The following is a 19,674-nucleotide window of genomic DNA, read 5'->3' on the forward strand; positions in this document are numbered from 1 at the left end:
GGCCGGGGCGGGGTGACCGATGGAATGCTGGTTGGCGCTGGACGGCATGCCGTCGCCGCTACGCGTATGCGAACTCGAGGCCACCGAGGGCCTGAGCGAACCGTCGGAATGTCACGCGGTCGTGCTGGGCAACGGCGGCGATGTCGTATTCGGACAGATGCTGGGAACGTCCGCCAGGGTGGAGCTGCGCGGAGACGAACGACCGCATCGCGACTTTCAAGGCGTCGTCGCGGCGATCGTGCATATGGGGTGGCAGGGCGAGCATGCGCTTTACCGGTTCACGCTGCGCTCGTGGCTCTGGCTGCTGGGCCTTTCCAGCGACTGCCGGATATTCCAGCGGAAGACGCTGGTGCAGATCGTCGACGAGGTTTTTTCGGCCTATCCCGCGACATTCGCATGGGAGTGCGTTCCCGACGACACCCCCATGGACTACTGCGTGCAGTACGGCGAGAGCGACTTCGATTTCGTAAGCCGCCTCCTCGCCGCCGCCGGTATCTACTATTTCTTCAGGCAAACACCGTCTCGCGACCAATTGGTTCTCGTCGATTCGCCCGTGGCGCATCCCGCGCTCGCGGGAGGCGAGTCGCGTCGCTGGGCGGCGGACGGGGGCCCGGCCGACGACACGATCCACGCATGGCGGTCGCATGGCGAGGTGACGACCACCTCGATGGCGCTGGTCGATTTCTCCTTCGATCATGCGACGAGTCGCGAAACCGCCGTCGTTGTTACCGGTGCGGATGCGCTGCCGGAGGAAGCCCACGGCACGTACGAGCGCTACGAGCATCCCGGCGATTTTCGGACCAGGACGGACGGCGAAGCGCAGGCACGTCGGCGTCTGGATGCCTTGAACGTCGCGGCTCGGCGGGCCGTCGGTGTGACGCAGGCGACGGACTTTGTCGCCGGTGGACTTTTCGCGTTGACGGGCCATCCCTTCGACGAGGAGAACGGACGCTACGTACTGACACGCACGCGTTACCGGATCGAATGCCCGCCTCCGGCCAGTGGGTCGGTAGCGATGGCGCGCATCGTTTGTTCCTTCGACGCACTTCGCGCGACACGGCCATTTCGCGCGCCTGCCGGCAGAAAGTCCGTCATTGCCGGCGCGCAGACCGCCATGGTGGTGGGAGGGCCGGAGGGAAGCCTGGTGGTCGACAGCAAGGGGCGGGTCAAGGTCCGGTTCCATTGGGACCGTGCCGGCGAGGCCTCGGGCGATTGTTCGTGCTGGATTCGCGTCGCGCAGCCCATGGCGGGTGCGCGCTGGGGCGCCATGTTCCTGCCCCGCGTGGGGCAGGAGGTTGTCGTAACGTTCCTCGATGGCGATCCGGACCGCCCCCTGATTTCGGGTGGCGTATACAACGCGGGGCAACAGCCGCCGTACACATTGCCCGACGAGGCATCCCGCAGTGGCTTTCGATCCCGCTCGCTCAGTGGCGACGAGGTCTATAACGAACTGCGTTTCGACGATCGCGCGAAAGCCGAGCGGCTGCTGATCCATGCGGGCCGCGACAAAGCGACCATTGTTCGCAACGACACATTGTCTTACGTCGGCAACGAACGGCATTGCACCGTGGAAGGCCATCGCTTCACGCGCACGTGTGGCGATGCGCATCGCGAAACGCTGGGAGCCCGTCTGGACAAGGTCGACGGCGATGCGCACATCGATATCGGCGGTCAGCAGGTCGGCCGCGTCGGAAAGGGCATGGCGCTGGATGTATCGGGCGAGGGCCAGATCAGCTTCGGCGCCAGTCTCGCGGTTGCCAGCGGCGCGGATATCGATGGCAAGTCGGGTGGATCGATCACGCTGGATGCCGGAACGAAGCTGACCCTTCGCGTGGGTACGAGTTCGCTGGTTCTGGACGCCTCGGGTGTGGCGATCAACGGCACGAAGGTAAGTATCGACGGATCGGCCGGCGTCGCCATCAACGGCGGAGGTGCGTCCACAGCCGCCAGCGCGCGTTCTCCCAAGACGGTGGCGCCACGCGCTCCGGTATCGCCGAGGCGGCCCGACGACGAAAGCGATGGCAACGCCTCGCATCCCTCCTGATTAATGAGCAAAGGTATGACGATGATCGATCGCGCCGACAAGGTCGTCTGGTCGGAAGGTATGTTTCTCCAGCCGCACCACCTGCAGCAGCAGGACCGCCATGTGGCGGGACAACTGGCCGCCGCGCTGCGTGCCGTGCGCACTCACGCGTGGGGATTCACGGAACTGGAAATCGACAATGGCGAACTCGCCGCGGGACACGTGCGTCTGGCTCGCTGCGCTGGCATCTTGCGTGACGGCACGCCCTTTGTCGTCAAGGGCGATGCGGATGCGATGCCCTCTTGCGTGCTGCCCGAAGGCGCGCGCGATATCGACATCGTGCTCGCGATGCCGCTGGCGCGACCCGATGCGGTCGAAAGCGAGGTGCGGCCGGGCCTGTCCAGTCTGGCGCGCTTTCACATCGTGGAGTTGCAGGTCGCCGACAGTCATCAGCACGGCGGCGATATCGCCACCCTGCAACTGGCCCGGCCTCATCTGCGCCTGATGACCGAGAGCGACGCGCAGGCGGCGCATACCTATCTGGGTGTCGCGCGTGTCGTCGAGCGCGGGGATTCCGGCGTCGTCACGCTGGATGCGCACTACATTCCACCCGTACTCGGCTGGCGTGTGTCGGCCCGGCTCGCCACGCTGCTGCATTCGTTCCTGACGCAGCTGCGTCAGCGCGTCCACGATCTGATGTCCGCGCTACGCGCACCGGGCTTTGGCGGTGTCGTCGAAGTACAGCAGTTCCTGCTGGCGCAAACACTAGGGCGTGCGGAGGCGACGCTTGGACACATCGCGGGACAGGCGGATATGCACCCGGAACGTCTGTACGTCGTCCTGCTGGCGTTGCGGGGCGAGCTAGCCGTCTTCGAATCCCCATACGGAAGCGCGCCGCTGCGTCCGCCGTACCGCCACGACCGGCTCGCTTCGTGCTTCGCTCCGCTGGTTGCGGAACTCCGTCGGGCGATTGCGGTAGCGGTCGCCGAGAACGTCGTCGCGTTGCCGGTCGAAGAGCACGCGTTCGGCATGCATCATGCACGCGTCGGCGATGCGTCGCTTTATGCCGATGCGCGTTTCATCCTGGGAGTAAGCACGCGCTTGCCCGTAGAGCGTCTGCTGCAAACGCTTCCCGAGTCACTAAAAATCGGACCGGCCGAAAACATGCGGGATCTCGTCGATCTTCAATTGCCCGGCCTGCCGTTGCGTGCGATACCGGGCGCGCCGCGCGAGCTTCCCGCATACCCTGGCTTCAGCTACTTCGAACTCGATCGCCAGCATCCGCAATGGATCGGCTTCGCGGGCTCCAGCGGGATAGGTCTACATGTTGCCGGCGATTTCCCCGAGCTTCGCTTCGCGTTGTGGGCCATACGGAAAGAGCGATGAAACGATTGTCGATACGCGCTCCCGTCGAACGGGTCGAATGGCGCAGTTTGTGCGATCTGGCGGCGGACGCTCTGCATTTCGCAACGCACCTGCGCGAGACCGAACACGAACCCGACCCGGGAATATTGCGCAAAGGAATGATTGCCGCATTGAACCGTTTTCGTTCCGAAGCCGCACGTCGCGGTGTGCCCTGCAACGCCGTGGAGCAAGCCAGTTATGCGCTCTGCACGTTGCTCGACGAGACGGTTGCCGGTACATCCTGGGGTGCCGGCCGCTGGGCGGCAACCAGTCTCCTTATGCATTTCCATGGCGAGCGTTCCGGCGGCGAGCGCGTATTCGCGATGCTCGATGCCATCCAGCGCACGCCGCTTCGCGACGCCGAACTCGCCGAACTGTTCTACGTGTGTCTTGCGCTGGGTCTGCAGGGACGCTATCGCATTCACCCGGAAGGTGCCGGCAAACTCGACCGTCGAAGGGACCATCTGTATCGCCTGCTCGGCGATATCGCACCGTCGTCCGCGCAGGCCTCCGGGTCGGCGAAGGCATGGCGCCGGATCGCGTCAGCCGTCGTGGTTATCGGTGTCACGGCGTTTCTCGCGACGCTGTATGTCGTGCTGAGTCTTCGTCTTGGCGCGCGGCTGGATGCCCTGAAGATGAGAGTCGCCGCGATAGGGGCACCCAGGGCGTCCGAGGCATCGGCATTCGTGCACGACATCGGCATTCGAACGCGAAGCATTGAGCACGCGCTGGCCGATGACGTAGCGGCGGGCATGCTCACGCTGGATCGTCTGGAGAACGGATGGCGCATCCGCATCGCCGTTCGCGATCTTTTCGCACCGGGTTCCGCAAGCGTGGCGCTACGGCACGAGGTCATGCTGCGACGCACGGGCCGTGCGCTGGCGGACTGGCCCGGCACCGTCCGTATCGTCGGTCACAGCGATACGTCGCCCCTTGCCGGGGGAGCCGCTGCGAACCGGCGACTTTCACTGCGCCGGGCCGAGTCCGTCCGCGCCTTGCTTGCCGCGGCACCGCTGGTCCCTGCCAGCATGCGAGCGGAGGGGCGAGGAGCGGACGACCCGCTGTATCCGAATGACAGCGCCGATCGCCGTGCGGCCAACCGGCGTGTGGACATCTTCCTCACCGCCGATCCTGTGCCGGATAGCGCACCATGAAGCGACACAAAGACGACGATCCGCGTCGAAGGGCAATGCGCGAGAACGTAAAAGCCTGGCGCCGGCAGTGTCGCGAACGGCCGGGTATCGTCCATCTGGGCGATCCTGCGCACATCATGTTTCGCAACGACATCGCGAACGACGCCGACACGCGTATCGTGCGTACGGGTGGCCATACCGTTCTGATCGTTGCGCCCCATCTTTCGAGTCCCCGCGATGCCAAAGACGCGGCGTGCTGGCATGCGCTCGTGGATGCGTTGCGTCGCGGACGACGGCCGCGCGCGGTTGTCTTTGCCACGCACGCCAGGTCGCTGCGCGGCGGCGGTACCGGCGAACGCGTGGCGATGGCGCAGCGAGTGCGCTGCGCCGTCGGCGATCTGGTCGCGGTGATGGGAGGTGGCGTGCCTTTGCATATCGTCGTTGCCGGATGCGACATGCTTCCCGGCTACGTGGAATGGCGGAGCAGCGGCGACGCCGACAGCATGACGGCGTTACCCATCGCGTGGAGCAACGGCGGCACGAGGGCCGATCTGGCTATTCGCCTTGCTCATATCGTCGACAACGGCCGCCGGCCGTCGATCGGCCGTCTGCACCGGATGACGGATGTCGCCAGCCGTGCGCGGCTCTATGCCTTTCCGCGGACATGGATGGCGTTCGCGTCGATCGTGGCGGCATTCGCGGTCGACGGTTTCGAAGGCGACGACGGTTATCGCTTCATGCGCCGGGAAACCATCCATTTCACGGAGTCGCCGGGTCGGTCGGGCAGCGATTCGCTCGTCCGCGTCCTGCGCGTGGCACGCGACGAGCGTCGCCACCGCATAGGGCTGTGGTGGCGACGCATCGCGATATCCGCTGCGGCGCTGACCGCCGTTGCCGTGTGCATGTTCGGACTGTCCGCCTATCGAGACGAACAGGCCCGGCTGGATCGTTTTACCGCGGTCATCCAGCAAGTGGAGGGCGACGGCGCGCGGTCTTCCCACCCGGACGTGATCGACACGCGCTACCTCGATGTCTTGCGCGACGCATCGATTGCGATGACCGGAAACGAGTCGTATGTCTTCGCTTCCGGTCATACGGCTGCCCTGATCGAGACCATCGATGCAACTTACCGACAGACGCTCCGCGACACGCTGCTGCCGCGAATCGTCGGGCGCCTCGACGCCGTGCTTCGGGCGCCGGCGACAAGCGATCCATCCCTGCTATTCGCCGCGTTACGCAGTTATCTCGCGATGGCCGGTTCCGGCGTGCCCGATGCGAAGGACATGGAATCATGGCTGCGCCCCGGCCTTCATCGTCATGTGAAGCATCTGCTGAAAGGGTGGGGCGCGGCCGATCGCATTGCGCCCGATACACAACTCGTACGACGCACCAGGGACGTATTGCAACGAACGCCGCCCGTGATGCGGATCTATGCGGATCTGTCGCAGCAGGTAGACCGGCACCGCCTGCCTCCGGTGTCGGTCGCGCGTATGACGAACGGCGCCGCGGCCGGATGGTTGAGCATGCGGAGCAATGCATCCATCAACGACACGATGCCCGGTCGATTCACACGGGAAGGCCATCGTCTGCTGTTGGCGCGAATCGACAGCGTTGTCGCAACCGGTGTCGCCAACGATGCGCTGGTCATGGGCTCGAATCTGTCGCGCGACCAGACCAGGGAAGACGTACTCGACCTCTACGGGCGCGACTACATCGCTGCATGGGAGCATCTGCTTCGCGACGTTCGTGTCGTCGCCGCGGATTCGGCCGACGATCTGGCCCGAAGGCTTCACGCGCTCGCTCGCGACGACTCCGCGCTGTTCGCGTTGATGCGCGCCGCCTCCGTCGAAACGACGGTCGATGACGAAGCGGGCGCGATATCGCGCCAGTTCGCCGGGCTTCGCCATGCCATGGGATCCGTAAACGACGCGTGGTCGAACGCATTACGTACCGCGCTGATCGATGCGGCGCTGGAGATCGACGCGGGGCGACAGGCGACACGGGCGGGACTCGCAATGCCGGCGTCGGACGCACTGACGCGATTGCCGCACGTGCTGGCGCAGGGGCCGCCCGTGCTGTCCTCCCTGCTGGACGATGTGTTGCCGGTCGCGCGCCGCGCCGCGCGACGACAGGCGGCCGATGCACTGGCGAAGGCGTGGCCGGCGTCGCTCCGTTCGTTCTGCACCCTCGTCGTCGCCGGCCGCTATCCCGTCGATACGACAAGCACTTCCGAGTCGACCCTGGTGGACTTCGAGCGACTGTTCGCTCCGGGGGGACTATTGGACACGTGGTTCCGCCAGCATCTTGAAGCCCATGTCGACACGCTGGCCGTGCCGTGGACCCCGCGTGACGATGACGACGGTACGCTCATCGCGCCGGACGATCTGGCTGCATTCCAACACGCGGAGCAGATCCGCCGGCACTACTTCGCGGACGGTACGAAACGCGCAGGCGCCGACTTCGAATTGCGCGCCGTTTCGATGGATACCAGGATCAGTGAATTTTCGTTGGTAGCGGACGACGGTGAACTGCATTTCTTCGGCGAACCCATACGCCCCGTTACATTCCACTGGCCGGCCCGGCGTCTGGGCGGCCGGCTGATGGCGTCCCTGTTGCTGGCGGATGGGCGACGTATCGAGCGCAGCATACGGGGCGACTGGGCATGGCTACGCTGGCTGGACGAGGCGGAAAGCGCGCCTTCCGCGGAGCCGAACGAGCGCAGCCTGGTTTTCGATTTCGAAGGCTACGAAGTCGTTCTGGCTTTACGCACGGCAAGCGCCGATCACCCTTTCGGAGCACGGGATGGCGAACGCTTCCATTGCCCCGAATTTGCCGCGACGCGATCGTGATGTCGTCGCGATGAATGTTGCCGGCCCAGCGAGGCCATCCAGGGACATGATTGGGATCGCGTCGTTCCGGTGGGAAACATAATGTGACGACGACGTGTATGGCATGCGTTTGCATTCCGGATGTGTCCGAAGGCCCGCGAAGGTGCAGAATGGCGAGGCCAAGGCCACCATCAGGAGAACGACCATGATCGAACAAATCACGGGTCTGCCCGCGGGTACGCTGGGCTTTCGCGCGCATGGACGCGTTACCGCGTCGGATTACGAAACGATCATCGTGCCGGATATCGAGGCGGCGTTCGCCCTCAACCGCAAGCTTCGTATCCTGTATCACCTGGGCGAGGATTTCGCCGGCTTCGAGGCAGGCGCCGTCTGGGACGACGCCAAACTGGGCTTCAGGCACTTCAGCGGATGGGACCGCGTCGCGCTGGTCACCGATGTGGCGTGGATACGGACCATGGCGCGCACGCTGGGTTTCGCCGTGCCAGCGCAGGTGCGCCTGTTCCACAACGGGGAACTCGAAGAAGCGAAAACCTGGATCAGTGAACCTTTCGCCGATGGTTAGACGATTCCCTGCGCTATCGGGACATGCCCGCGTTGTCGGTTGCGCTGCGCGCCATGTCTGACCCAGCTATCGCCGGGAAAATCCCATCCCCTCACCGTCATTCCTGCGCAGGCAGGAGCCCAGTGCGGTGCAGTGGGCTATCGCGATAACGGTGATTCTGCACTTCGTGCGGCCCTGAGGACATCGCGCTCAAGAGCGCTCCTACACAAGACCTGCTGTGTCTCGAGTGAGAACCGCTGCCGCCCCGCTCACCGTCACGCCGGGGTCCGCAGCGGCCACATGGGGCAGGCCCTGTGCCGTGCGCTAACGAGTACGCCGCTACGGCGAAGAGCTGATCGAGCGTGATCGCGACAACCCATGCACCGCACTGGGCTCCTGCCTGCGCAGGAGCGACGGTGAGGGGGGAGGGGAGGCGCCGCGTGTTCGAAAATCGCTTGCACTGGTCTTTGAGTCGTGGTGTAGTCGGGATGTGATGACTCTCTTCCGCCCCTTCGCAGCCGCCAACGCTTCGCTTCCCGCGAACGCGTCCGCATGCGCGAATAACAATAACGCCAATAATAATGCCCGGAACATCGGGAGGGCCGGCGTTTAGGCGGATAGACATCCACCATCCATACGCGAAAGGCCCGCCCACGAAGCGGGCCTTTTTCGTTTCTGATCTTCATGAACGAGGAGCTGTGCCATGTGTTCGATTTTCGGGATGTTCGGATTGCAGCCGGGCGACGATACCGCCGCACTGCGGATGCAGGCGATGGAACTGTCGCAGCGGCAGCGCCACCGCGGTCCGGACTGGAGTGGCGTCTACGTCGACGACGGGGCGATCCTCGTGCATGAACGACTGGCCATCGTCGATCCGGCCAGTGGCGCGCAACCGCTGCGTTCGCCGGACGGCGAGCTTGCGCTGGCCGTCAACGGCGAAATCTACAACCATCGCGACCTTCGCCGCGACAGCGACTACCCGTTCACCACGGCGTCCGATTGCGAAGTCATCAACGCGCTTTATCGCGAACACGACGTGGACTTCCTCGACCGGCTCAACGGCATCTTCGCCTTCGCGCTTTGGGACAAGGCTCGCCAGCGCTTTCTCATTGCCCGCGACCCGGTCGGCGTCATACCGCTCTACTGGGGACACGACCGGGCCGGTCGGCTGTGCGTGGCGTCCGAGCTGAAGTCGCTGGTAGGCGTATGTGCCGACGCCACGGCGTTCCCGCCTGGCCACTACTACGACAGCCAGCGTGGCGAACTGGTGCGCTACTGGCATCGCGAATGGCGCGACTACGATGCGACCGCCGGGCGTGAAATCGATCCCCAGACGCTACGTGTCGCCTTCGAAGAAGCAGTACACCGCCAGATGATGACCGACGTTCCCTATGGCGTGCTGCTGTCCGGTGGACTGGACTCGTCGCTGGTCGCGGCTATCGCGGCGCGATTCGCACGCCGGCGCATCGAGGAAGACGACCGGGGCGAGGCGTGGTGGCCGCGGCTGCATTCCTTCGCCATCGGCCTGGAAGGCTCGCCCGACCTGGCGGCGGCCGCCATTGCCGCCGAGGCACTGGGCACCGTGCACCACGGTTTCCGCTATACGTTCGACGAAGGTCTGGATGCCCTGCCCGAGGTCATCCGGCATATCGAGACCTACGACGTCACGACCATCCGCGCGTCGACGCCGATGTTCCTGCTGGCCCGGCGCATCAAGGCCATGGGCGTGAAAATGGTGCTGTCGGGCGAGGGTTCGGACGAAATCTTCGGCGGCTATCTTTATTTCCACAAGGCGCCGTCGGCCCGCGCCTTCCATGAAGAGACGGTGCGCAAGCTCGACGCTCTGCACAGCTACGACTGCCTGCGCGCGAACAAGTCGATGGCGGCCTGGGGCGTCGAGGCGCGCGTCCCCTTCCTGGATACGCAGTTCCTCGATGTGGCGATGTCCTTCGACGCGCAGGCCAAGATGGTCGGGCGGCGGGGTATCGAGAAAGGCATCCTGCGTGAGGCCTTCGAGGGCATGCTTCCGGAGGAAATCCTCTGGCGTCAGAAGGAGCAGTTCAGCGATGGCGTCGGCTACGGCTGGATCGACGGTCTGAAAGCCCACGCCGAACGTGTGGTGGGGGACCGCGAGTTCGCGGCCGCGGCCAGTCGCTTCCCGCACAACACGCCGGCCAGCAAGGAGGCGTATCTGTACCGGACGCTGTTCGAAAAGCATTTCCCGGGCGAGGCCTGCGCCGCCACGGTGCCGGGCGGCAAGTCGATTGCATGCTCGTCCCCGGCCGCGCTGGCCTGGGACCCGGCTTTCGCGGCCGCGGCCGACCCCTCCGGCCGGGCCGTGCGCGGGGTTCATCAGGAGGCCCTGGCCGATTAAGAGATGCGGCGGTGCGGCAAGGGAGGCCTTTTGCTAAGCTTTCGGTCTTTGCCGGCGCCTTCCGCGCCGCTCCATCGGGTAGCACTACATGATCGAGATCAATCCGATCCTGGCGCAGATCACGGACCTTCGGGGCCGGGTCGAGTCGCTTAGGGGGTATCTTTGACCACGCCGTCAAGAAAGAGCGGCTGGAAGAAGTAAGTCGCGAGCTGGAAAGTCCCACCGTCTGGGACAATCCGGCGCGCGCGCAGGAACTGGGCCGCGAACGCGCCCGCCTTGAGCAGATCGTGGTCGGCATCGACACGATGACCGCCGGACTGGACGACGCCGGCGAATTACTGGACATGGCCGCCGCCGACGGCGACGAGGACACCATCGCGTCGATCGTCACGGACCTTGGCCGCATCGAAGCCCAGGTAAGCAAGCTGGAATTCCAGCGCATGTTCTCCGGCGAACTCGACTCGGCCTCGGCCTTCGTCGACGTGCAGGCCGGCGCTGGCGGTACGGAAGCCCAGGACTGGGCCGAAATGCTGCTGCGCATGTATCTGCGCTGGGCGGAATCGCGCGGCTGGAAGGTCGAGATGATGGAAGTCAGCGCCGGCGAAGTGGCGGGCATCAAGTCCGCGACGTTCCGCGTCGAGGGCGACTACGCCTATGGCTGGCTGAAAACGGAAATCGGCGTCCACCGCCTGGTCCGCAAGAGCCCGTTCGACTCGGACAACCGCCGCCATACGAGCTTTACCTCGGTCTTCGTTTCGCCCGAAGTCGACGACGACATCGAAATCGACATCAATCCCGCCGACCTCCGGACCGACGTTTACCGGTCGTCCGGCGCGGGCGGTCAGCACGTGAACAAAACCGAATCGGCCGTGCGTATCACGCATATTCCGACCAATACGGTCGTGGCCTGCCAGACCGAACGCAGCCAGCATGCCAACCGCGACCGCGCGATGAAGATGCTGAAGGCGAAACTGTACGAGCTGGAAGTCCAGAAGCGCAACGCTGAAAAAGACGCGCTGGAAGCCACCAAGTCCGATATCGGCTGGGGCAGCCAGATCCGCAACTACGTCCTCGACCAGTCGCGCATCAAAGACCTGCGCACGGGCATCGAGCGCACGGACACGCAGAAGGTCCTCGACGGCGATCTCGACGAATTCGTCGAAGCCAGCCTGAAGTCGGGCCTCGAAGCGGGTTCGAAACGTCTCGACGCGTAACCGCCCGAAAGCCGCCCCGTCCACACGGGGCGGCGTCTCCCCCCCCATTCCCAGACGCCTCCCATGACCGACAACGCCGAACCCATCTCCGCAACGCCTCCCGTCGACGAAAACAAGCTCATCGCCGAACGTCGCGAGAAACTCAAGGCGCTGAGGGCGCAGGGCATCGCGTTCCCGAACGACTTCCGGGTCGACAGCTTCGCGGGCGACCTGCAGAAAGAGTTCGAGGATAAGGAAGCCTTCACCGCCGAAGTCATCGAGGGCACGCCGCGTCGCGTGGCCGTCGCCGGCCGCATCATCCTTATGCGCGGGCAGGGCAAGGTCAGCTTCGTGCAGATGCAGGACGGCACCGGCCGCATCCAGCTGTTCGTCCATCAGGGCACGCTGGGCGAAGAGGCGTACGACACGTTCAAACGCTGGGACCTCGGCGACATCGTTGGCGCCACCGGCGTGCTGATGCGCACGAAGACCGGCGAACTGTCGATCAAGGTCGACAGCCTGCGCCTGCTGACGAAGTCGCTGCGTCCGCTGCCGGACAAGCACCATGGTCTTGCCGACGTCGAGCAGCGTTATCGCCAGCGCTACGTCGACCTGATCGTGACCGAGGAAGCGCGCCGTACGTTCATGCTGCGCTCGCGCATCATCGGATACATGCGCAAGTGGCTGGAAGAAGAGCCGCGTCGTTTCATGGAAGTCGAAACGCCGATGATGCACGTCATTCCCGGCGGTGCGACAGCGCGTCCGTTCGTCACGCATCACAACGCGCTGGATATGAAGCTTTTCCTGCGCGTGGCGCCGGAGCTTTATCTGAAGCGTCTGGTCGTCGGCGGCTTCGACCGCGTCTACGAAATCAATCGCAATTTCCGTAACGAGGGCGTGTCCACCCGGCACAACCCCGAGTTCACGATGCTCGAGCTTTACCAGGCGTACGGCACGTACCACGACATCATGAACATCACGGAAGAGATGATTCGCGCCGTCGCGGCCAACGTCATCGGCAGCACGGAAATCGAGTGGGATGGCGCCGCCATCGACGTAGGCCCGGCCTTCCGCCGCTGGCGCATGGAAGATGCCGTGCTGGAACTCAATCCCGAAATCCATGCCGACGACATTCGCAGCCGCGAGAAAATGGCCGCGCACGCCGCGCGCCTGGGCATCCACGTCAAGGCGGGTTACGGTTGGGGCAAACTGCTTCTGGAGATATTCGAAGCCACGGTCGAGCACACGCTGATCCAGCCGACCTTCATTACGCAGCATCCCGTGGAAGTTTCGCCGCTGGCCCGCGAGAACGACACCGATCCGGGTATCACCGACCGCTTCGAGCTTTTCATCAACGGCAAGGAGCTCGCCAACGGCTTCTCCGAGCTGAACGATTCCGAAGACCAGGCCGCGCGCTTCCAGGCGCAGGTCGATGCGAAGGATGCCGGTGACGACGAAGCCATGCATTTCGATGCCGACTACATCCGTGCGCTGGAAGTGGGCCTGCCGCCCACCGGCGGTCTGGGCGTCGGTATCGATCGCCTGGTGATGTTGCTGACCGGCTCGTCGTCGATTCGCGACGTGCTGCTCTTCCCGTACATGCGTCCCGAGGCATGAGTCCGATGTCGAGTTCTTTCGTAAAGTTGTTCGCGCTCGCGTTGCTGGTGGCGAGCGGCGTTGCCTGTTCGCGCGACGAAAGCGGCAAGGATGCGGATGCCGCCGCGAACGTGCCACCGTCCGGCAGCAGCGTCGGTCAGCCGCCGAAGCCCGTGGTGCCGGACGAAAACGCGGCGGTTCAGCGCGTGGAAGCTTCCATCGCGAAGAACAAGCTGTCGGCGCTGAAACCCGAGTGCCTGAGCTACATCCCGTACGCCAGCGACGCGCAGGGCTTCATCGTGGATGTGCATGAACTGCATAACGAGGCCTGCGGCGGCGATCCCTCCGTGGCGCCGCGCCTGTTTTCGTTCAACGTCGACAAGGTCAGCGGCCGTATGACGACCGACGCCAGCGATCCGGCCGAAGGTCTGTTCCACGCCATCGATTGATTCGAGGCGACGCTTCCCAAGTGGCGCCGCCCAACAGGAGAACTTTCATGTTGTACGTCATCAATGCGCTCGATCACCCGAATTCGCTGGAAGGCCGCAAGGCCCACCGGCCGGCCCATCTCGCGCGCCTCACGGCACTGCAGGACGCCGGGCGTCTGGTCCTCGCCGGTCCGTTCCCCGCCATCGATTCGGAAGATCCGGGCGAAGCCGGTTTCTCGGGTAGCCTGATCGTCGCCGAATTCGTCGATCTGGCCGCCGCGCAGGCCTGGGCCGAGGCCGATCCGTTCAGGATCAACGGCATCTATAAGGAAGTGTCGGTCCGCCCGTTCCGTCAGACCCTGCCATGAGCGTGGAAAAAGTCGAGCGCATCCGCGCCCTGCTGACCGGGGCGCTGGCCCCGGAATCGCTGGAAGTCATCGACGAAGGCCATAAGCACGTCGGCCATGGCGGGGAGGGGAAAGGACATTTCCTCGTGAAGATCGTCAGTGCGGCCTTCGCCGGCCAGTCGCCCATCGGCCGCCATCGGCTGGTCTATGGCGCGCTGGCGTCGATGATGCCGGACGAAATCCACGCCCTGGCCATCGAGGCCAAAGTGCCGGGCGAGTAAAAAGATTGAAAATCCAATGGGATGCGTCGGATTGCTCGCCTCCTGTCGCGTATACTCGCCGCATTGCGCCCCGTCGGTCCCTTTGGCAGAGTGACCGATCAGCCGGCCCCAAGGGGATGCCGGTCGCGTCCCAACGGAATATTTCATGCGTCTGACCACGATCAAGCTGGCGGGTTTCAAGTCGTTCGTCGATCCCACTACGCTGCATCTGCCTACCAATATGACCGGCGTCGTCGGTCCGAACGGCTGCGGCAAGTCGAACATCATCGATGCCATTCGCTGGGTGATGGGCGAAAGCGCCGCCAGCCGTCTGCGCGGCGATTCGCTTACCGACGTCATCTTCTCCGGGTCCAGCGCGCGCAAGCCGGTGGGTCAGGCGACGGTCGAGCTCATCTTCGACAACAGCGACGGGACCATCCAGGGCGAGTACGCGACGTACGCCGAGATTTCGGTCAAACGCCTGGTCAGTCGCGACGGTCAGTCGTCGTACTACCTCAATGGCGCGCGCTGCCGTCGTCGCGACATTACCGATCTGTTCCTGGGCACGGGTCTTGGCCCGCGCAGCTACTCGATCATCGAGCAGGGCATGATCAGCCAGATCATCGAGGCGGCGCCCGAAGAGCTGCGCATGCATCTGGAAGAAGCGGCTGGCATCTCGAAGTACAAAGAGCGCCGCAAGGAAACCGAAAGCCGGATCAAGGCCACGCGCGAAAACCTCGACCGCGTGCGCGACGTGCGCGACGAAGTCGACAAGCAACTGGATCATCTGAATCGTCAGGCCCGTGCGGCCGAGCGCTGGAAAGCGCTGAAAGAAGAGCAGACCCGCCGCGAAGCCGAACTGCGCGCGCTGGAATACCGCACGCTGCACCGCAAGCACGAAGGCGAGGGCGACGGTCTCCGCCAGGCGGAACTCGAGATCGAAAAGCGTATCGCCGAGCAGCGTCAGGTCGAGGCGCAACTGGAAAGCGTGCGCGATCGACACCAGGGCGCCAGCGAACATCTGAACGTCGTGCAAGCCGACGTATACAAGGTTGGCTCGGAAATCGCGCGCGTCGAACAGCAGGTACGGCATAACCGCGACCTGTCCGAACGCCTCACCCGCGCACGCGGCGAAGCCGAGCGCGAGCACGACGAATTGCATGGCCACATCAGCGCGGATCGCGAGCAGATCGAAGCGCTGCGCCTGGCGCTGGCCGAAGGCGAGCCGCGCCTCGAAGCGCTGCAGCAGATTCAGGACGAAACCGGCGATACGCAGCGGGTAACGGAAACGCGTCTCGCCGACTGGCAGTCGCGCTGGGACACGCATACCCGCTCGGCGGGCGAAGCCGCCCGCGCGGCGGAAGTCGAACGTACCAAGCTGGCTTATCTCGATCGTCAGGCCATCGATCTTTCGAAGCGCCGCGAAGGGCTCGAAGCCGAGCAGAAAGCGACCGACATCACGGCGCTGGAAGCCGGTGCCGAAAGCCTGGACATCGAACACGACACCCAGCGCGAGCGCGTCGAATCGCTCGGCTCGCTGCTGGACCAGCACAAAGTCGCTCACGAGCGCGTGCTGGACGAGGAACGCCAGGTGCAGTCCTCGTTGAACGAAGCGCGTCAGCAGTTGCAGACGGCGCGTGGCCGGCAGGCCTCGCTCGAAGCCTTGCAGCATGCCGCGCTCGGCCAGGAAGAAACCGCAGCCAGCGGCTGGCTCGCCCGGCTCGGGCTGGATAAGTCGCGTCGTCTCGGCGAAGCGTTGCAGGTCGATGGCGGTTACGAATCGGCCGTCGAAACCGTGCTTGCCGGTGTACTCGATGGCGTACTCGTCGATTCGCCGATGGCGCTTTCCGGCGAATTCGCCGAACTGGGTCAGGCCGACGTCGCGCTGTTCGCGCGCGAACAGGGCGGTCCCGGTCCCGCCGGTACGCTGGCCGCCCATGTGCGCGGTCCGGTCGCCGCGGTGGCACTGCTCTCGCAGGTTTATGTCGCCGACTCCGTCGAAGACGCGCGTGCGCGCATCGACACGCTGGCGCCGCACCAGTCCGTCATCACCCGCGATGGCGCATGGATGGGCCCGAACTGGGCACGCATCCTGCGCGCGCAGGGCAACCAGGTCGGCGTGCTCGCCCGCGAACGCGATATCCGTCAGCTGGCGGACCAGATCGAATCGCTCGAAGGCAGTACGGAAGAGTGGACCGAGCAGTTGGAAACGCTGCGCACGCGCAAGTTCGAAACCGAACGGCAGCGCGACGACGCCCAGCGCGAGCTGTATGCCGCGCATCGGCGCCTGTCGGAACTGGCCGGTCAGCTGCAAAGCCATCGCGGCAAAATGGAAACGGCGCGTGCGCGTTCCGAGAAGGTCGCGGGCGAAATCTCCGTACTCGTGGAACAGCTCGACGAACTCGAAGGCACGACGCGCGAATCGCGCGCGCGCCTCGACGAATCGGTCGGCAACATGGGCGACATGGAAGACGAGCGCCGCGCGCTGGAGAACGAACGCCGCGAATTGCTGGAAGCCCGCGAGGAAGCGCGTATCAATGCGCGCGAAGCCGCCGAGCAATCGCATCAGCTGGCGTTGGGCATGGAGTCGAAGCGCTCCGCGTTGTCGTCGCTGGAACAGGCGCTGGCGCGCATGGACACCCAGTTGCGCCAGATCGTCGCTCGCCGTACCGAAATCGAGGAACAGCTTGCCGCGGGCAGCGATCCGATCGCCGAGCTCGAAGCCGAGCGGCAGACGTATCTCGACCAGCGCCTGCTGGTCGACAAGCAACTGGTCGAAGCACGCCGTGCGCTGGAAGACTGCGACGCCGAGTTCCGCCGTCTGGAACAGGAACGCCAGCGCATCGAGCATGTGTTGAACCAGGTGCGCGAAAGCGTGGGCGAGAAGCGCCTCGCCGCGCAGGCCCTGCATTTGCGCGCGCAGCAGCTTGCCGATGCGATCGTGGCCTCCGGTCTCGAACTCGACGCGCTGCTCACGGAACTTGCCGAGGACGCCGAACCCGATCGCTGGCAGCAGCAGCTGGTCGATCTGGCGCAGAAGATCCAGCGCCTGGAGCCGGTCAACCTCGCGGCGATCCAGGAGCACGCGGAACAGTCTCAGCGAAAGGAATACCTCGACGCGCAGCTGGCCGATCTCGGCAGCGCGCTCGAAACGCTGGAAGGCGCCATCAAGAAGATCGACCGCGAGACGCGTCAGCGTTTCAAGGAAACCTTCGACCGCGTCAACGCTGGCGTGCAGGAACTCTTCCCACGCCTGTTCGGCGGCGGTCACGCTTATCTGGAACTGACCGGCGAAGACCTGCTGGACACCGGCGTCGCCATCATGGCGCGGCCGCCGGGCAAGCGCGTCAGCAACATCACGCTGCTCTCCGGCGGCGAGAAGGCGCTGACCGCGGTGTCCCTGGTATTCGCGATCTTCGGCCTGAATCCGGCGCCGTTCTGCCTGCTCGACGAGGTCGACGCACCGCTGGACGAGGCCAACGTGGGCCGTTTCTCGGCCATGGTGCGCGAGATGAGCGAAAAGGTGCAGTTCATCTTTGTCAGCCATAACAAGGCGACGATGGAAGCCGCACAGCAGCTGTGTGGCGTTACGATGCGCGAACCGGGCGTCTCCCGTCTCGTCCAGGTCGATCTGGCCGAGGCGTCCAAGCTCGTTGGCGCGGCGTAGGCTAATAAAGGAATGACTATGAATCCCATACTGGCGCTTGCCTGGAACCCTGCGGTCGGCATCCCCTTGCTGGTCGTCGGCATCATCGCGCTCGTGCTGCTCTGGCTGTTCGGTCAGCCGCGCAAGGAGCAGGGGCGGCGCAAGATCCTGCCGCAGCAGCCCACCGAGCGCCGCGAGCCGGTCATGGGCGACGAAGGGGCCGACGATTTCATCGACGATTCCCGCGACCCGCTGTTCACCGCATCCCCGACGCAGGGCGAACTCGACGTCGACCTGCGTGCCGAGCTGGAACGGCTTGGCGCCTCGCTGGCGGGTGAACGTGCCGGCCGCGGCGAGCGTGCGGAACGCATCGAGCCGGGTTTCTCGCCCGATTACTCCGCCGACGCCGTGGAGCCGCATGCCACGCGGCATGACATCGACGACCTGACCATTCATGCACCGAGCACGGCCCCCGCGCCGGCACCTGCGCCCGCCCCGGTTGCGCCGCCGCCCCGGGTCCCGCCGCGCTCGGATCTCGGGCGCCGTCCGCCGACCGCACCGGTCGAACGGATCGTCAGCCTGTACGTCGTGGCGCGCGAAGGCACCCGCTTCAATGGGTCCGATCTCGTGGTCGCCGCCGAAAAAGCCGGTCTCGAATTCGGCGATATGGGTATTTATCACCGTCTGGTCGATGGCCGTCCCGAGCTGGGGCCGATTTTCAGCGTCGCCAATATGGTTAAGCCGGGCAATTTCGACATGACGCGCGTCACGACCATGCTGACCCCCGGCCTGAGCTTCTTCATGGCGTTGCCGGGTCCGGCTCCGGCGCTGGACGCGTGGGACGCCATGCTGCCCACCGCGCAGCGACTGGCCGAACTGCTGGACGGCCTGGTCCTGGACGAAGAGCGCAACGCGCTCGGTCGCCAGCGCATTGCGCACATCCGCGACGAACTGCGCGGCTGGGATCGCGGTCACGAAGGCGAAGAGATCAAGTTCGGACAGTAACCCGGCCTTGTCCACGCGGCAACACATGCTCGTGTAGGAGCCCGCTTGCGGGCGAAAGCCAACAGGGCGAGGGAGACGGATGCTCACCTTCGCGAGCCCGATCTGCGGGCTGCGGATGTCACGCAGGGCATCTCCGCTACGTTGGCTTTCGCCCGCAAGCGGGCTCCTACACACACGCGGTCCGTACGCCTCGAGAACGCTACAATCGGCGTCATGTATACCCCCACCGCCTTCGCCGAAACCCGCCTGTCCGTCCTCCACGACACCATGGAGTCGATCGGCTTCGCGGCCTTTGTCACCCACGGTCCCGAAGGCATCGTGGCGACCCACCTGCCGCTGATCCTTGCCCGCGACGAAGGTCCGTTCGGCACGCTCTATGGTCACGTGGCCCGGCCGAATACCCATGCGACGCCCCCGGACGGCGAAGCGCTGGCGATGTTCGCCGGTCCACACGCCTATATCTCGCCCAATGGTTACCCGGGCAAGGCGACGCACGGCCGCGAAGTTCCGACCTGGAACTACATCGCCGTCCACGCGTACGGCGTGCCGGAACGCTTCGACGATCCCACGCGACTGCGCGATCTGCTGGTTCGTCTGACGACGCGTCACGAAGCGGCCACCCAGTCCCGCCCCTGGAGCGTGGACGACGCGCCGTCCGACTACGTCGAACGCCTGCTCGGCGCCATCGTCGGGCTGCGCATTCCCATCGCCCGCATCGAAGGGAAATGGAAGCTCAGCCAGAACCGCACGGCGGACGATCGCCTCGGTGCGGCGAGTCTGCTCGCGAATCGCGATGGCGACGACGAGCAGTCCATTGCACGGCAAATGCGCGATATCTAGCGATTCGCGCATAAGACCAGCACACGTTCACACTA

14 protein-coding genes are annotated in these 19,674 nt (G+C 65.0%); all 14 read left to right on the top strand.

Annotated elements, in window-relative coordinates; translation table 11 throughout:
- Positions 1 to 19: 19 nt before the first annotated feature.
- Positions 20 to 2,044: a type VI secretion system Vgr family protein gene (locus EC912_RS01520; RefSeq protein ID WP_132141381.1), complete on the top strand. Its 2,025-nt coding sequence runs from the start codon at positions 20 to 22 to the stop codon at positions 2,042 to 2,044.
- A 15-nt stretch (positions 2,045 to 2,059) separates the two neighbouring features.
- A complete protein-coding gene (tssK, locus tag EC912_RS01525; protein ID WP_165973463.1) occupies positions 2,060 to 3,409 on the top strand; it encodes a type VI secretion system baseplate subunit TssK in 1,350 nt (449 codons plus the stop codon).
- On the top strand, positions 3,406 to 4,581 hold the full coding sequence (gene icmH / locus EC912_RS01530) for a type IVB secretion system protein IcmH/DotU (protein ID WP_165973464.1): 1,176 nt from the start codon (positions 3,406 to 3,408) through the stop codon (positions 4,579 to 4,581). Before tssK ends, icmH begins: the two co-directional genes overlap by 4 nt.
- The gene (locus tag EC912_RS01535; protein ID WP_132141384.1) at positions 4,578 to 7,409 is read left to right on the top strand and encodes an ImcF-related family protein; all 2,832 of its coding nucleotides are present in this window, start codon (positions 4,578 to 4,580) and stop codon (positions 7,407 to 7,409) included. The genes icmH and EC912_RS01535 overlap by 4 nt, the downstream gene beginning before the upstream one ends.
- A gap of 184 nt (positions 7,410 to 7,593) precedes the next feature.
- Positions 7,594 to 7,971, top strand: a complete 378-nt coding sequence (locus EC912_RS01540; protein ID WP_132141385.1) for an STAS/SEC14 domain-containing protein — start codon at positions 7,594 to 7,596, stop codon at positions 7,969 to 7,971.
- A gap of 682 nt (positions 7,972 to 8,653) precedes the next feature.
- The gene (gene asnB, locus EC912_RS01545) at positions 8,654 to 10,324 is read left to right on the top strand and encodes an asparagine synthase B (protein WP_132141386.1); all 1,671 of its coding nucleotides are present in this window, start codon (positions 8,654 to 8,656) and stop codon (positions 10,322 to 10,324) included.
- Positions 10,325 to 10,412: 88 nt separating this feature from the next.
- A protein-coding gene (gene prfB, locus EC912_RS01550) for a peptide chain release factor 2 (RefSeq protein WP_132141387.1) occupies positions 10,413 to 11,538 on the top strand; the annotation gives its coding sequence in 2 pieces (ribosomal slippage) (positions 10,413 to 10,487 and positions 10,489 to 11,538; 1,125 coding nt in all).
- Between the two features lie 63 nt (positions 11,539 to 11,601).
- Entirely contained in the window at positions 11,602 to 13,134 is a 1,533-nt protein-coding gene (gene lysS / locus EC912_RS01555; protein ID WP_132141388.1) for a lysine--tRNA ligase, read from the top strand.
- Between the two features lie 5 nt (positions 13,135 to 13,139).
- Positions 13,140 to 13,562, top strand: coding sequence for a hypothetical protein (locus EC912_RS01560; RefSeq protein WP_132141389.1), 423 nt, complete (start codon positions 13,140 to 13,142; stop codon positions 13,560 to 13,562).
- Between the two features lie 47 nt (positions 13,563 to 13,609).
- On the top strand, positions 13,610 to 13,909 hold the full coding sequence (locus EC912_RS01565; protein ID WP_132141390.1) for a YciI family protein: 300 nt from the start codon (positions 13,610 to 13,612) through the stop codon (positions 13,907 to 13,909).
- The gene (locus EC912_RS01570; RefSeq protein WP_132141391.1) at positions 13,906 to 14,169 is read left to right on the top strand and encodes a BolA family protein; all 264 of its coding nucleotides are present in this window, start codon (positions 13,906 to 13,908) and stop codon (positions 14,167 to 14,169) included. The genes EC912_RS01565 and EC912_RS01570 overlap by 4 nt, the downstream gene beginning before the upstream one ends.
- A 145-nt stretch (positions 14,170 to 14,314) precedes the next feature.
- The gene (gene smc, locus EC912_RS01575; RefSeq protein WP_132141392.1) at positions 14,315 to 17,815 is read left to right on the top strand and encodes a chromosome segregation protein SMC; all 3,501 of its coding nucleotides are present in this window, start codon (positions 14,315 to 14,317) and stop codon (positions 17,813 to 17,815) included.
- 12 nt (positions 17,816 to 17,827) lie between these two features.
- Positions 17,828 to 18,799 (top strand): cell division protein ZipA, encoded by a 972-nt coding sequence (gene zipA, locus EC912_RS01580; RefSeq protein ID WP_132141393.1) that lies wholly within the window; start codon positions 17,828 to 17,830, stop codon positions 18,797 to 18,799.
- Positions 18,800 to 19,012: 213 nt separating this feature from the next.
- Entirely contained in the window at positions 19,013 to 19,639 is a 627-nt protein-coding gene (locus EC912_RS01585) for an FMN-binding negative transcriptional regulator (protein WP_132141394.1), read from the top strand.
- Positions 19,640 to 19,674: the final 35 nt, after the last annotated feature.

It is taken from the genome of Luteibacter rhizovicinus (assembly GCF_004342265.1).
In the GTDB taxonomy this organism is placed as follows: Bacteria; Pseudomonadota; Gammaproteobacteria; order Xanthomonadales; family Rhodanobacteraceae; genus Luteibacter; species Luteibacter rhizovicinus_B.

Excerpts from the sequence above, each read along its gene's own strand:
- EC912_RS01520 (WP_132141381.1), top strand. The coding sequence starts at position 20 with ATGGAATGCTGGTTGGCGCTGGACGGCATGCCGTCGCCGCTACGCGTA.
- tssK (WP_165973463.1), top strand. The coding sequence starts at position 2,060 with ATGACGATGATCGATCGCGCCGACAAGGTCGTCTGGTCGGAAGGTATG.
- icmH (WP_165973464.1), top strand. The coding sequence starts at position 3,406 with ATGAAACGATTGTCGATACGCGCTCCCGTCGAACGGGTCGAATGGCGC.
- EC912_RS01535 (WP_132141384.1), top strand. The coding sequence starts at position 4,578 with ATGAAGCGACACAAAGACGACGATCCGCGTCGAAGGGCAATGCGCGAG.
- EC912_RS01540 (WP_132141385.1), top strand. The coding sequence starts at position 7,594 with ATGATCGAACAAATCACGGGTCTGCCCGCGGGTACGCTGGGCTTTCGC.
- asnB (WP_132141386.1), top strand. The coding sequence starts at position 8,654 with ATGTGTTCGATTTTCGGGATGTTCGGATTGCAGCCGGGCGACGATACC.
- lysS (WP_132141388.1), top strand. The coding sequence starts at position 11,602 with ATGACCGACAACGCCGAACCCATCTCCGCAACGCCTCCCGTCGACGAA.
- EC912_RS01560 (WP_132141389.1), top strand. The coding sequence starts at position 13,140 with ATGTCGAGTTCTTTCGTAAAGTTGTTCGCGCTCGCGTTGCTGGTGGCG.
- EC912_RS01565 (WP_132141390.1), top strand. The coding sequence starts at position 13,610 with ATGTTGTACGTCATCAATGCGCTCGATCACCCGAATTCGCTGGAAGGC.
- EC912_RS01570 (WP_132141391.1), top strand. The coding sequence starts at position 13,906 with ATGAGCGTGGAAAAAGTCGAGCGCATCCGCGCCCTGCTGACCGGGGCG.
- smc (WP_132141392.1), top strand. The coding sequence starts at position 14,315 with ATGCGTCTGACCACGATCAAGCTGGCGGGTTTCAAGTCGTTCGTCGAT.
- zipA (WP_132141393.1), top strand. The coding sequence starts at position 17,828 with ATGACTATGAATCCCATACTGGCGCTTGCCTGGAACCCTGCGGTCGGC.
- EC912_RS01585 (WP_132141394.1), top strand. The coding sequence starts at position 19,013 with ATGTATACCCCCACCGCCTTCGCCGAAACCCGCCTGTCCGTCCTCCAC.